This is a genomic window from Beduini massiliensis, assembly GCF_000829905.1.
Classification (GTDB): domain Bacteria; phylum Bacillota_I; class Bacilli_A; order Erysipelotrichales; family Coprobacillaceae; genus Beduini; species Beduini massiliensis.
In genome coordinates, this window is record NZ_CDPP01000006.1 from 514,279 (window position 1) to 528,593 (window position 14,315).

15 protein-coding genes are annotated in these 14,315 nt (G+C 35.0%); 6 read left to right on the forward strand and 9 right to left on the reverse strand.

Annotated features, from left to right (window positions below; translation table 11 throughout):
- Positions 1–93: 93 nt before the first annotated feature.
- Positions 94–1,296: an MFS transporter gene (locus BN1225_RS12495; protein WP_041140128.1), complete on the forward strand. Its 1,203-nt coding sequence runs from the start codon at positions 94–96 to the stop codon at positions 1,294–1,296.
- Positions 1,297–1,354: 58 nt separating this feature from the next.
- Here BN1225_RS12495 and BN1225_RS12500 read toward each other — a convergent pair whose 3' ends face one another.
- The 4 genes from BN1225_RS12500 to BN1225_RS14195 form a co-directional block, all read right to left on the reverse strand.
- Positions 1,355–1,546 (reverse strand): hypothetical protein, encoded by a 192-nt coding sequence (locus tag BN1225_RS12500; protein WP_041140129.1) that lies wholly within the window; start codon positions 1,544–1,546, stop codon positions 1,355–1,357.
- Between the two features lie 115 nt (positions 1,547–1,661).
- Complete coding sequence (locus tag BN1225_RS12505; protein ID WP_052466653.1) at positions 1,662–1,940, reverse strand: hypothetical protein; 279 nt, start codon at positions 1,938–1,940, stop codon at positions 1,662–1,664.
- A gap of 1 nt (position 1,941) precedes the next feature.
- Positions 1,942–2,859, reverse strand: a complete 918-nt coding sequence (locus BN1225_RS12510) for a DUF2589 domain-containing protein (RefSeq protein WP_041140130.1) — start codon at positions 2,857–2,859, stop codon at positions 1,942–1,944.
- Positions 2,860–2,862: 3 nt separating this feature from the next.
- Positions 2,863–3,993 carry a DUF2589 domain-containing protein gene (locus BN1225_RS14195; protein ID WP_197066566.1) on the reverse strand — a complete coding sequence of 377 codons (1,131 nt, stop codon included), beginning with the start codon at positions 3,991–3,993 and terminating at the stop codon, positions 2,863–2,865.
- Between the two features lie 275 nt (positions 3,994–4,268).
- On the opposite strand from BN1225_RS14195, the gene BN1225_RS12520 reads away from it, so the two are divergent.
- Both BN1225_RS12520 and BN1225_RS12525 read left to right on the forward strand, forming a co-directional pair.
- On the forward strand, positions 4,269–4,778 hold the full coding sequence (locus tag BN1225_RS12520; RefSeq protein WP_041140131.1) for a LytTR family DNA-binding domain-containing protein: 510 nt from the start codon (positions 4,269–4,271) through the stop codon (positions 4,776–4,778).
- Between the two features lie 166 nt (positions 4,779–4,944).
- Positions 4,945–5,715 (forward strand): M12 family metallopeptidase, encoded by a 771-nt coding sequence (locus BN1225_RS12525; RefSeq protein WP_041140132.1) that lies wholly within the window; start codon positions 4,945–4,947, stop codon positions 5,713–5,715.
- A 30-nt stretch (positions 5,716–5,745) separates the two neighbouring features.
- Here the strand turns inward: BN1225_RS12525 and BN1225_RS12530 are convergent, their stop codons facing one another.
- The 3 genes from BN1225_RS12530 to BN1225_RS12540 all read right to left on the reverse strand — a co-directional run bounded on the left by BN1225_RS12530 (position 5,746) and on the right by BN1225_RS12540 (position 10,045).
- Positions 5,746–6,561, reverse strand: a complete 816-nt coding sequence (locus tag BN1225_RS12530) for a hypothetical protein (RefSeq protein WP_041140133.1) — start codon at positions 6,559–6,561, stop codon at positions 5,746–5,748.
- A 14-nt stretch (positions 6,562–6,575) separates the two neighbouring features.
- Positions 6,576–8,468, reverse strand: a complete 1,893-nt coding sequence (locus tag BN1225_RS12535) for a polysaccharide biosynthesis protein (protein ID WP_041140134.1) — start codon at positions 8,466–8,468, stop codon at positions 6,576–6,578.
- Between the two features lie 131 nt (positions 8,469–8,599).
- Entirely contained in the window at positions 8,600–10,045 is a 1,446-nt protein-coding gene (locus BN1225_RS12540) for an LCP family protein (RefSeq protein WP_052466658.1), read from the reverse strand.
- A gap of 173 nt (positions 10,046–10,218) precedes the next feature.
- Between BN1225_RS12540 and BN1225_RS12545 the strand changes: the two genes are divergently transcribed.
- Positions 10,219–11,016, forward strand: a complete 798-nt coding sequence (locus BN1225_RS12545; RefSeq protein ID WP_041140135.1) for a metallophosphoesterase family protein — start codon at positions 10,219–10,221, stop codon at positions 11,014–11,016.
- 199 nt (positions 11,017–11,215) lie between these two features.
- Positions 11,216–12,451: a helix-turn-helix transcriptional regulator gene (locus BN1225_RS12550; RefSeq protein ID WP_041140136.1), complete on the forward strand. Its 1,236-nt coding sequence runs from the start codon at positions 11,216–11,218 to the stop codon at positions 12,449–12,451.
- A gap of 73 nt (positions 12,452–12,524) precedes the next feature.
- Here the strand turns inward: BN1225_RS12550 and BN1225_RS12555 are convergent, their stop codons facing one another.
- Together BN1225_RS12555 and BN1225_RS12560 are read right to left on the reverse strand one after the other, a co-directional pair.
- Complete coding sequence (locus BN1225_RS12555) at positions 12,525–13,004, reverse strand: MGMT family protein (RefSeq protein WP_443984278.1); 480 nt, start codon at positions 13,002–13,004, stop codon at positions 12,525–12,527.
- Positions 13,005–13,061: 57 nt separating this feature from the next.
- The gene (locus tag BN1225_RS12560) at positions 13,062–13,565 is read right to left on the reverse strand and encodes a nitroreductase family protein (protein ID WP_041140137.1); all 504 of its coding nucleotides are present in this window, start codon (positions 13,563–13,565) and stop codon (positions 13,062–13,064) included.
- A gap of 258 nt (positions 13,566–13,823) precedes the next feature.
- Between BN1225_RS12560 and BN1225_RS12565 the strand changes: the two genes are divergently transcribed.
- Positions 13,824–14,267 carry an 8-oxo-dGTP diphosphatase gene (locus tag BN1225_RS12565; protein WP_041140138.1) on the forward strand — a complete coding sequence of 148 codons (444 nt, stop codon included), beginning with the start codon at positions 13,824–13,826 and terminating at the stop codon, positions 14,265–14,267.
- Positions 14,268–14,315: the final 48 nt, after the last annotated feature.

Below are 14,315 nucleotides of genomic sequence, written 5' to 3' on the forward strand. Positions count from 1 at the left end.
TAAGATATTGCGGATTATTCCTTTTTTCTTTCGCAGAAAATAATATGAAAGCGCTTTTGCAAGTGATATAGTTAATATAAAGGGGTTGGATTTATGAAAAAATTAGAAGGGTTATTATTTTATGTCTTTTACTTTCTATTCTTTGCCGCATTGAGCGGTTTTACTACCTATATCAATGTCTATTTGGAAAGTAAAGGATTAGTCGGTTCACAGTTTGGACAAATTACCGCTGCCGGATTAATGATCAGTGTGTTCTTTGTGCCGCTTTGGGGAATCATTGCCGACAAAACCAAGAAATATAAAATGCTGCTGCTGATTTCTTTGAGTGCTACATTGGTTGCTTTATATTTCTATGCACAGCAAACAGTCTATATCGGATTGATTATCTGTGCCATTATCTTAGACTTATGTCGTTCAGGCGCAATGCCGATGGCAGACGTACTGAGTATGAATTATTGTAATAAAAATCATAAGAACTATGGATCAATTCGTTCTATGGGGTCTCTTGGTTGGGTAATCGGAAGTGTCGTCATCGGCTTCTTAGCTGACCGCTTTGGATTAGACGGTGCCTTATTTGGAACCTATGGGGGATTATTGATTATCAGTTTTACGATTGCTTTTGGTTTTCCGACAGCGAAAGAAGATCCAAAAAAACAAACTGCAAACATACCTGATGAACCAAAAGAAAAAGTGGGTTTCTTTGATGTATTAAAGAATTCAAATTTCTTATTTATATTAGGACTTTCTTTAATGACCACGATCTTAATTGACAGCTGTGCCGCATACAATGGAAATCACATTGTGACAACATTGCATGGAAGCAATCAGCTGTTAAGTATGTATACTGTTGCGACGGCCTTGCCGGAAGTTATCTTTTTAGCGGTAGCCATCAAATATTATGAAAAGTTTGGATTTAAGATGATGTATTTGATTTCAGCGTCATGTATCTTTATTCGTTTCTTAGTGTATGCGTTTGTACCAAATGTATATGCATTCTTATTTGTATCTATCTTACATTGTGTTTCTACGGCTTGTGCAACGGTGGGTAACTTACAATTTATCCGCAGTTCGCTTTCACCGGCTGTATTTGCCACTGCGGTTACTTTACTAAATGCCTGTGTATCTTTAGGAAGAGCGGTTTACAGCTATGGATTTGGGATTGTCTATGAAGAATTCGGTAGTTTTACAATCTATCGTATCGGTGCGATCATTGCTTGTTTAGCTATTCTTTGGGTCATAAAAACAAAGCATTTCGATCATATGAAAGGCTTTAAGATTACAACTGCTGATAAATAAAAAGAACTTGAATATAGAAGTACATGCATAAGCTGAGATCTATATTCCGAGTTCTTTTTTATTCCTTTTTCTTACGACCATAATTCTTATAATATAATACAATCGGATTATGCCTTTCATTAAAAAAACTGCTTACCGCTAAAAACAAAAGAATCAGTATTCCCCAAAAAATACCAAATAATCGATATACCAGATAGAGAGTTCCTAAAATCAAAATAATGCCGATGATGTCTAAAATGATTTTCTTCATATACCTCACCTCACTTATACCTTACTCTATTTAGTTTGGTTTGTCAAAAACACAAGACGTACGATTTTAATCGTACGCCATTTAAGTGTTTATAGCTTTGAAAACAATGGTTGGATTAATCATCAAGCCACTGCGGTTTACGATGAAACCCGATATGATAAGAGGTCATCTCCATCGTGAATTGATGATCTCCAAGTTTATAAACCCCTATTGTGACATCTTTTCCTATGATCTTTCCATGAGGGAAATCATTGAGGCAGCGATTCAACAATTCAACTTGCTTTTGCTTAGAAGTCTCTGATAATAAATGATTAGGATTAACACTGCCGATATTGACAATTTTAATATAACCAATAGGTTCATCAATATGTGACCGATCTAACATCCCTGCCATGTCATGCCTCTTTTAATAAATGTGCCTGATCTAAAGCCAATAACTGTTCAAGCAGCTGATTTTCCTGTTGAGTGCAGGCATGTCTTGTATGCGTTTCCTGTTTGATTTTTTCATCTAATGCCAACAATTTATTCAATAAAGCATCAGATTGGTCTTGTTGACGAATAGTGTCTTTTGCTTTCAACGTTTTAAACTCTTCATAATCTTTTATATTCAGTTGTGTTTCTTCTAAAAGCAAAGCATTGAAATATAAAATTTGATGATGAATCAGTTCATCTATTTTTCTGCCTAAGATAATGGTCTTATCATAAAGCTTCTTTAATCTTCTTTTTTCAAGCAAATCAACACGTTCCTCACCGGTAACTTCTTGTCCGTCATCACTTATCGGCTTGGTCCCAATACTGCGGGTAATCTGCTGAAGATCCATAATATCCTGTACTCTCGCTAAACCTTCAGTAATAGGTTCGTTTTCCAAACGAATCTTAAAATGAACTTTTGAGATATTGTCACTTTCTCTTACTTCCGGTGCACAGATGCGGGCTTCAAATCCGATTGTCTGATCTTCCTTTTTAAACGAACGTACTTCAGCATTGAAATCAATGACAGCATCTTTCACTTTCATGCTGGTTAATGGAACAATGGATAATAAAGGCACTTGCAGCAGCATGTCTTCAATGGCTTCCTCATCTCCATTACTTTTCACATGTTTATACTGCAATCCCATATAATCAAGGATGGTAATCTTCTCTCCGATGATGGGCTTTTTTGTTCCGGTTGCTTCCACTGCTTCAATAATCTTGCGATTAATGTTTAAATTGGATTGTGCTATGGCATCAATCGGTGCCCATACCAAAGAACTTAGATCCGTAAATTCACTTTCAACTTGAATCTGGCGTTCTGTGTTATTTTTCTTAAACATGGATTATTCTCCAGATGATGAAGTACCACCATAAAGCAGTTGATTGTATTCTTCTTTATTGGCATCTCTCTTTTCAATCGCTGCATATTGAGCATTTTGCTTTACGACTCCATCTTTAAATGCCACTAAGATCGTATCTGTTTCACCGCCTTCGGTCTTTTTACTTCCGGTTAAATTAATTATTTCACCTGTATCACTGCATCCTTTAAGATTAGCTACACTATCAAATGTCACATCAACCGTTTGCCCCTGTCCTTCTGCAGTAGCGGCGAGAATGATATGATCTGCAATGGCTGCCGTGAAATCATCGAATGACCCTTGTATCGTTGATGCATTTGTTATTAGTTTTTGTTTCTCTTCAGATTCCGCTTCCGCCTGATCAATTAAATTCGTCATCGTCACAATATATTTATTTTTTAACGAAACTGTTGCTTTGCGAATACGGTCAATACTGCTGCTTAAATTTTCACCTGAAGCTCTCACCGCAGACTCTAGTCGGCTGCCTTCTGCGGATAAAGCTTTTATTTTTTCTGATCTCTCTTTAGCGGCACCTTGTAATGCTTTTCCGTTTTCGTCAACCACGGTGCTTGAAGCTGTCATTGGTGCTAAGTTTGCTGCAATAATATCCAATACCCTTGATAATCCTTCAGGCGTGCCATGATTCGTTGCTCGTACATCTACATGATATTTTGCTGAATTGTCACTGGAACGTGTGTTGGAACTATGACTGGATACACTACCGCTTACTGTCGCTTTAAAGATTCCAAAATTCACACTGCCGGTAAAGCTTCCCCCTCCGTCTAATGATGATTCAGACTTCTCCGTTTCCTTTACTTCCATATCAAATAATACATTTACTTCATCTACTTGTAAGTTTGGTGCTTCTGTAATGGCAAGTAAGGGAATATCAATATTCATTTCCTTATCCGTTACAGTCCCATCAGGATTATTTTCTTTTTGAGTATAACCGAAACTTGCCGTTCTGATTTTACCATGTTCATCAAAACCGACCTTTTGAATAAACTGAGCGGTTGTTTCCGCCATTTGTAAATTGGCATCTGCGGCTGCATTAAGCGGCGCACCAATTAAGTTTTTCATATCTAAACCTGTAAATTGTCCACTGATTGACATCATTTTTCACCTCTCTATTTTTTTATTTGCCATTCTATAAGACGTTATGATTGATGTATCTTCATGCCCATCACGCTCCTTTGTTCCTACTTAAAGTATAAAAAGGGAAACAAAAGAAAAACATAAAAATACTTTATAATACAAATATAGCACATATAATACAAATAGAAACAAATAATTGTATATTAGTTTCGTTTTTTCGCATTTTGCTTATAATAAGTATAATTATGTTTGCTCTCCTTAAATAATGAAATTAATCAATAAAGGAGAGTGAGACTATGAAAAACAATTCACACAATAAAAAAGAGAAAAGGTATAATAAAAATGCCGATAGGACAACTTGGAAAGGAAAACCGGTGAAAATAAAGCTTAAAAAATCCGTCAATGTAGAACCCGGATGTATCATTCTAACCTGTAATCAAGCCGATCATGCATACGTTTTAAATCTTGTTCAGCAGCTTAATCAGCGTGTCCTTAAAATAAAGGTCTTTGATCAGCGCCAAAGCATTCTTCATATTGCAGTAAATGACATTTATTATGTCGAGGTTGTCGATACCAAAGTATTTGTGTATGATCGTGTAAACAGCTATGAATACAAAGGTAAGTTCCAATCTATTTATCAACTTTTAAAAAACTTCTCTTTTATACAGGTCAGTCGAAATACGATTATTAATACGGAACATATTTATGCAATAAAAACATTGCCGCAATGTCATCGTGAACTGACTTTAGAAAACGGTGAAAATATTATAGTAAACAGAAAATATAAGGATGACATTATCATTTAGCCTATCCTTTCATCTTCACAAGAAATAGTGCATCTATTTCTTTTTTAGTATTCAAAGCTTTCTTTTCGTATTATTTAATGGTTTTCTATTCAAGTAATAAAAACTCATTTATAGTGAAACCAGGAATTCCGAGAAATGTGCACAAGAATGAAAGAGAGGAAATAATATGAAAGAGGAAATCTGTAAAGGAAAATTAATTAAAAACAAAAGATATGTTTTAAATGGTGAAATCTATAAAGGAGATTTTGTTGATCATGATGGTGTCGCTATTGTACAGGGAGATATTAAGTTAGGAAAAACAGAGGAAGTCCTTAAATTTTCCAAGTTTTTAAAAACTTATAAAGGATTAGGGGAACAGCAGAAAAATGCTTGTCTAATCAAAAAGAATCTATGGGATACCAAAGAAATTCCCTACTGTATCGATGACGGACATCCTAAAACAGCTGAAATTAATAATGCAATTACGATATTTAATGCAGCTAACTTGAATATTAAATATCGACCTAAGACATCAAGTGACAAAGATTATGTGAGATTTGACTTAGATTCAGGGTGTGCCGCAGATATTGGTAAAGTTGGCGGAGAACAAACTGTTGAAATCGCCGATTGGGCAGTAACAGGAAATGTTTTACATGAAATGCTTCATGTCTGCGGTATCGGTCATGAACATTCTCGAAAAGACAGAGATACCTATATTACTATTGAAAGTTCTAATATTGAACCGGAAAATTATTATAATTTTAAATCAATTTCCACCTCTGTTCCTTATGGAGATTATGATTATGAATCAATTATGCATTATTCAGCAAAAGCCTTTTCTAAAAATGGAAAAGATACGATTACCATTAAACCGGGACATGGAACACATCCTAAGATGGGACAAAGAAATGCCATGACTGATAAGGATATGGCTGGTGTTAAAGAACTTTATAAATAAACAAAAAAGCAATGAATTCGTTTCATTGCTTTATTTGCCTTCATCCATCATGACATTTTGATAAAGATGATCAATGAATGCACACTCTTCCTTATCTTCATCACTTAAGATCATATATTGTTTCACCTTATGATAATATTTTTCAAACAGTTTATTATCCGACAGATCCAGTGTCCCTAATAAGACACGGGTATAAATCGGAAAGATTGACAGACCATATGTTTTCTTAATCTGTTGAATCTCCGTATCGATTTCCTGTTCATTACCAAGCGAGGCAATTTGTTCTATTTTTAGTAGAGCGAGATTCATCTTTAACGTTTTATTTAGATCAAAGCTTTCCATAAAACGATCTATCAGTATCAAAAATTCTCTTGTTTCCTCTTTTGTTAAAGGGGATACTTGATAATCTTCAAACAAACGATAAAGGATAGGTTCGCACTCCTCTTCAAAAATACCAAAGTAGGCTTCTGCACGATTGAGGTGATAAAGATTATTCATTCTCAGCAAACGATCAATGATCTGTTTGATTTTTTCTTTTGTCTTTTGTTCTGTTTTTAAATCCTGATACAGATAATAAGGATCAATAGAATCTTCAACATCATAGTTTTCTCTTACAATTTTATCCAAAATATATTCAAGATAATCGGAATTGACAGATTTATTTTGTCTATCCAGTGCTTGGAGTTCTTTACCGTAAAGGATTTTTAAGCTGTCCAATAATTGATACAGATGGAAGCTATTGGCATACTGCTTAATTAATATTGATTTATTCAATGAAATATTATACCTGCTTAGTTTTTCTATCAGTTGATCTGATGATGCTTGATGAATAAATCGATCATTCATATGCTTTCCTCCCATTAAGAAACTTCAACGGTTTCACGAATAATTTTCTTTTTTAATTTACTGGGATCTCTGCGTACATCCACCTTATAAGTATCCACTAAATCGTGAACTAGATATTTAATATTGTCACTTTCATCATGTGCCGCTTCATACAAATCATCTAAATGACTGAATAAGACATTTTCATCAATATCGATCGGCTTTCCAATTTTAATCAACGCATTTTCTGTTGTCTGCAGACCTTCTTCATCCATCAGTAATTCTTCATAAAGTTTTTCTCCGGGACGAAGACCGGTATATTCAATTTTAATATCGACATTAGGTTCATAGCCTGAAAACTTAATTAAGTTATAGGCAAGATCGGCAATCTTAACCGGTTCTCCCATATCGAGAACGAAGATTTCTCCCCCTTTTGCTCTGGCTCCGGCTTCCAATACTAAAGAAACCGCTTCGGGAATTGTCATAAAATAACGAGTAATATCCGGGTGAGTCACCGTTACCGGTCCCCCTGCTTGAATCTGCTTTTTAAAAAGCGGAATAACAGAACCGTTAGATCCTAACACGTTTCCAAAACGAACAGCTACAAAATCAGTATTAGAATGTTTATTATAAGTCTGAACGATCATCTCACAAATTCTCTTCGTTGCTCCCATGATATTTGTAGGATTGACTGCTTTATCCGTTGAAATTAAGATAAAACGGCTGGCTCCATAGCGATCGGCTGCTTTTACCACATTCAATGTTCCAAACACATTATTCTTCACTGCTTCATTCGGAGAATCTTCCATCAAAGGCACATGCTTGTGAGCGGCCGCATGATAGATGATATCCGGTTGAAATTCTTCAAACAAAGTATTTACTTTTTTCACATCTCTGACAGAAGCAATCATGACTTCCAAGTTCAAAGATGGATATTTTCTTCTTAACTCTAATTGTATATCATAAGCATTGTTTTCATAAATATCCACAATAATCAACTGTTTAGGCCCGTTCGCGGCAATCTGACGGCACAACTCACTTCCGATCGACCCTCCGCCTCCAGTTACCATGACGACTTTATTGTTCACATAATTCATGATTTCTTTAAGATCCACTTTTATCGGTTCACGTCCTAATAAGTCTTCGATCTCAACATTTCTTAAACTGCTGACTGTCACTTGACCATTTACAAGTTGATAGATACCCGGCAGAATCTTCAATTTACATTCTGTGTCTTTGCATAAATCGATCAATTCTTTCTTGTTTTCCGCATCAATCATAGGTAAAGCAATAATAATTTCATCAATTGAAAACTTTTCAGCGGCTTCTTTGATCTTTGTTCGATCTCCATATATAGGTTTTCCTTGCAGACGCATCCCTTTTTTAGTCGGCATATCATCAATAAAACAGATTACCTGTTTATTTAGTTTCCCAACCTGAGCGATTTCTCTGGCAATTTTATCCCCGGATTCACCGGCACCAATAATCATGACACGGGATTCATTTTCTCTGGTACGTCCAAATAAATGACGATCTTGAACCACGATTCGTGTAATACGATAGAAGAATCGGCTGGCACCGGTCATCGTCATCAAAACTAACCAGTTAATCAAATACCATGATTTGGCAATAGGGACATCTAACAGCGTAAAAATCACTAAATCAACGATTGTAGCCGAAAAAGTAGCAATCACGACATTCTTTAACTCGATGACACTGGCAAAATGCCATACGCTCTTATAAAGGTTCATTATTAAAAATACAAATAAGGATGTTCCTAATACTAATAAAAACACATAATTGGGGATTACCCGAACGTAATTCATGAAATGTCCATCATATAACACCCATAAACTTAACATCGCGGCAAAGCCAATCGAAAAGATATCCCAGACTATTAAAAATAGCCGTCTTAAACTTAATTTCATTTTCTTCCCCCTGCACTCAAAACACTGCATTGTTAATACATCACACTGATTATACAAGATTCGACGTTATTATTCAAGTTGAGTTGATATAACCAAATAAAAACACCTCACTGTTTAGTGAGGCGTTCTTATTATTTTCCTTCTACCGCATCAATTTTTTGTTTTGCTGCAGTAACTGTACTTTGATCCGGTTCCATGACATAAAGTTCATATCCCGGCATAGAGTAACAATTTGTACTTGTTGCTCCGCTGCCGTCAAGTGAAATCTGTTCAATATCCCAGCTTGACATATCATCGATCTGCATTTGGATTAATTTTTGCAAATCACCGGACTCCATATTTGTCTCAAATGCTCCTGAAACAGAGTTCAAGATAGAATTATAATTCGTAATCATTGAGGCTGACATCAGTTTATTCAATAATCCGGTTAAAACAGCCTGCTGATTTCTTACTCTATGACGATCGCCATCTGCATAAGAATAACGTTCTCTCGAAAATGCCAAAGCCGTTTCTCCATCCATATAATTGCTTCCGACGCTCAATGAATGACCGCCAACATTAACCGCCTGATCTACATTAACATTAATGCCACCGACTGCATCCACCATTGTAATCAATGAGGTAAAGTTAACACGCATATAATAGTTCAAGTCAATATCCAATAAATTCTCCACTGTAGACATTGTTTCTTCAATTCCGTAAATTCCTGAATGAGTCAGCTTATCACGAGCATTGAATGAAGCCAATGTAACATGATAATCACGAGGAATACTTGTCAATAAGATTTGTTTTGTCTTTGGATTTACAGTCATAATCATATTTACATCTGATCTTGATACCGTTGAAACAGGCCCATATGTATCAATTCCGGAAATATATACATTAAAAGCATCTTTTGTAACGTTAACACTTGATGTGTTCTTATTCAATGTTTCTTTAATCTCATATTGGTAAATGACTCTTGTTTGACTAGAGAATCCACTATTAAATTCTTCAATAATTCCACGATATGCCTCATTGAAAATGATTGCCTCACAGTCTTGATCCGTTAACGCTTTTTGAAGCTGACTAAGATCTGAATAATTGGTTATTGTCAGCGTGGTTTTATCTTTTGTTCCAATATTGTCGATAGCTTTATTAATATTATCGGTATCAATGGCAGATACGTAACCTAAGCTTTTATTTTCCAAATCCTTGATTTTTTGATAACTGCTGTCTTTTAACACCACAACGGAAATAACTTGTGTCTGATATTTTCCTCCGGTAATGTTGTTTAATACTGAAACGCCTTTATAAGCAAAGACGCTTCCTACACCGATAAGGATCGATAATACCAAACTGACTATACGCAGCCACATTTGTTTAATTGAATTTTTCTTATTCTTTAAGACAAAGAATACGAGTAACCATAAAACTAAAAAGATCACTGCGATAATCAGCCAATATTTCATTGGCAATACTTTTTTAGCTAAATAAGCTAAGAATATAGATAATACGAACTGTACACTAATTAAAGCGATATCAAAAATATGTAATGTTTTTTTCTTATTGGTCTGGTTTTGTTTTCTTCTGCTCACGCCACCAACCTCCTATCATTTAAGTTTTTAAACATGTATATCTTAGCACAGTTACTTATTGATTTCCACCAAAACTATACCAACGGACAGAAACAATTCACCCATATTTAACATAATTTAAACAAGAATTTAGTCTTGATTATGTATAATACTTCTATACATTGGAGGTTAATATGAAATTAAATATATTTAGTGATTTTCATTATTGTGAATTTGCAGATGCAAACGTATTAAAGCAGGCTCAGGATTATTATTTTACTTTTTTAAACAGCGTTGCCAATGATTCCGCAGATTATATCTTTTCTTTAGGCGATCTGGCTACAGAAGGAAATATTCGTCATTACCAAACGATTGAACCGATCGTAAACCAACATAAAAACTATATGAATGTTTTAGGCAATCATGATACGACCTATGTTTCAAAAAAAGAGATCCAGCACTTTTTTACGTCAGACAGATATTTTGTAAAGGAATTGGAAGATACTGCGATTATTGCCCTAGATTCCACAAAAGAATTTGTCTTGGATAACTGGGGCGGCATTATCGATGAAGAACAGTTAATCTGGCTAAAAAAAGAAGTGACGCGACTTTCAAATAAGAATTTGATTGTATTGTCACATCACCCACTTACAAACACGACGTTTAATAGCGAAAAGCCAATGGCAAGCATTGAAAATTCTCAGGCAGTCAACGCTATTCTCTCTCGTCATCAAAAAAATAATCTCTTTATCTGCGGACACGTTCATTACAACAGCGTCGTCACAAAAGAGAATTGGACTTATATTCAGTTAGGGGCAACGATTGATACCGGCAGTTACTTAGAAGTCTTCATTGAACCGGATTGTTTCAAAACACATCTTAAACTTGCACAAAGTATTGAATCTAAAGATAAAAGCTTCTTAGAAAAAGTTTTACATTTTACCGCTAATCCCAACAATGAAAAAATGCCCGATCTTCAGCTTAAAAGATGATGCTCATATCATCTTTTCTTTTTCCTAAAACAAAGTAAATTTCTTAAAAAGAACGCCTTCCTCTCATTTATTCAATATCTTTTATTGAATTAGTTGCATTCAGGCTTAAACCCTTGGGTTTTCATTGATTTTATTGCTTAAAAGGCTATAATTTTAATGTTAGGATTGTGGCTTGCAAATATATTTTGGAGGAAAATAAATGTTTGAAAATCAAATAGGGGCTATTATTCGACTCAACCGGATTCAGCAGAACATGTCTATTCGGGCTTTAGCCGAAACCGTCGGAATCGAGTATAGTCAGCTCAGCAAAATCGAGAGAGGGTTGGAGTTTTCTAATAAACTAACTATTGAATCCATATTTGATGCTTTAGATCTCAATTACCAAGTTACAATCGATTACATTCCTATATGCGCTCATAAAGTCAAGCGGCTTTATCATGACATGCTTTATCGAAAACAAAAAAAGATAATTACAGATCAACTAAATGAAATCAATTCAGAAGCACACACAAACGGAATTTCAACACCGGTGCTGCTGATTAATCTGATGCACGCTGTTTTATATACAGAAACAGAGTTTCCCTATGAAAGTTTGTTATCCATATTAAAAAAAGTGGAAGATTCCATGTCCTCATTTCAAAAACAGCTGTTTTATCAGTACAGTGGTTTCTATCATTATCTTAAACGAGACATTGAACAGGCATTAAACTATCTTGAAATCGCCGAAACGCTTTATACCAACGATAGCAGTTCGGCTATGATCGCCTATCAAAAAGGGATTATCTATAGTTACCGTGGAGAAACCTTTGAAGCTTATGAACATCTCAATAAAGCCAAATACATATTTGAACAGCATCATAATTATATCCGTTCAATTATTTGCAGTGTATCTTTGGCTAATGTTTTTTTATTAGTTGAAAGATTCGATAAAGCTATGGAGATGTACCAAGAGCTATTGAACATTTATGACGGATTACTAATGGACATCGAAGATGTGTCGATGATTTGTTCCAGCATGCTGTTAGGCGCATTGATGGTGAACGATTTCAATCAGTTCTTTAAAATCGAAAAAAAATTTGATAAAGAAGTGATCGACCATCTAAATCATAATATTAATTACATATTCTATCGTATCATTGCCCTATATCAAACGAAGCAATATAAAGAATGTCTGCTTTATATTGAACGTTTTGAAGCGTTTAATCTGAATCTGCCACGTAATCATTTAATTGAATACTATAAATTAAAGATCAACGCCGCTTCACAGAAACGACTTTACGGAACTTTAAAACTTAATCTTAAAACTCTGGATAAACGCCATGATTATAATTTTGTGAAACTGGTATTAAAACTGATTATTAAAGAGTATGAAGCATCAAAGGATTACGAAACACTCTATCAATATGCAATGAAACTCTCTCAATTAAAATGGTAAAGAGCCGTCAAGTGAAATGAACTTCCTTTATTTGATTATCCAAATATTGGGGTTCACTCCACAAGCGGCTCTTTTATAATGAAAATAAACTGTTTTTATAATCTTGTACATAATAACGGATATGGGTTCTGCCTTTTTGAATAATCGTATGTCCCTCCTCCTCTAATTTCTTCTTCTGAGCTTCCACACCGCCGGGATATTTGGGATTAAGTTCACCATTCACCTTTAGTGTACGCCAATAGGGTGTAAGATCCTCATCTCTTTGCTCACTTGCCCATGCAGCGATCGAAACGAAAATCCCCGCAGTGATCGGATCGGTAAAATCAGCATTGTTCTTTTTCGCAAAATATTCACGAATTGCTTTGACGGTAATCAATTTACCGGCGGGAATCTTTTTCATAATATGATCATAATCTATCGGTGGTGCAAAATACATTTTTTCTCCACCATATTTTTTTATTGTGGCTTCATCACTTACGATCTGTATCTTAGGCATTCCGTTATTTCTTTGAAGCATGGCATTAAAATCTTTTTTATCTTCATTTGCCATCATGCTCACCTCCTAACCTCAACATACCCCTTTTTTTGTTAGGATGCAATGAGACGGTTTTTATTTTTTCCAATAAGTGATCTTATTTTCGTCAAAACGATCTATCCATTGTTTAGTTTCGTTTGGATAACCAACAGCAATAACCGCTACCGGTAAATGAGTATTAGGAAATTTAAAATAATTTTTGAAAGCTTCAATGCGTTCTTCATTTGGTCCGATTGCACACCAACAGGTTCCTAATCCAAGATGTACCCCTTCTAATAAAATATTCTGTATCGCCGCTGCACAGTCTACATAAATATAAGCATCTGTCGGCGTTACCTCACGATCTCCTAAAACAATAATCGCTGCCTGAGCTTGTTTCATCATCCCTGTATAGGGAGAAAAGGTGGCGATATTATCTAAGGATTCCCGATCCTGCACCACTAAGAAACGCCATTCCTGACGATTTTGTGCAGTAGGTGCACGCATTGCCGCCTTCAACAAAGCGATGATCTTTTCTTCCTCAATAGGCTGGTCGGTATATTTGCGAATACTTTGTCTTACTCTGATTTCTTCTAACATAAACATTCCTCCTTTCTTTCTATTTTATCACGTTTAAAATAAGAGTGGGAGAGGATTTCAGTCTTTAGGAATAGGCATTCAACAATTTATGAAAGCTGACAAAAATCAATATATAAAAATAGAAGATACACAGTAATCCCATTGAATTGTAATGGAACTATCGGGATAAAGGAATAGAATACTATTTTTATGAATGCGATGATAAAAGTATAGAATGAAGATAGAATATGTTAGAATAGAAAATATTGGAGGTTAAACATGGAAAAAGCTATTTTCACAAATCTTTGTATGATCTATGACGATCAAGGACGAGTTTTAGTTCAAAATCGAACAAGTCAGCATTGGCCCGGTGTCACCTTTCCCGGTGGTCATGTTGAAGATCAGGAATCTTTTATTGAATCCACAATTCGCGAAGTTAAAGAAGAGACCGGTTTAGATATTTCAAATTTAGAATTATGCGGATTAAAACAATGGCCTACAGATCAAGGGGAACGTTATGTTGTTATTCTTTATAAAACAAATTGTTTTAAGGGGGAACTGACATCTTCCATTGAAGGGGAAGTCTTTTGGATTAAAAAAGAAGAACTTAAAAATTATTCCCTTGCTGAAGACTTTGAAATGATGTTAGGAATGTTTGAACATGAGTTCAGCGAATTTTACTATTATAAAGAAAAAGATGATTTTAAAATCAAGTTGCTCTAATCATGATACAACTCAGATACAAAACAAAGCTATAATAATGCAGGTGAT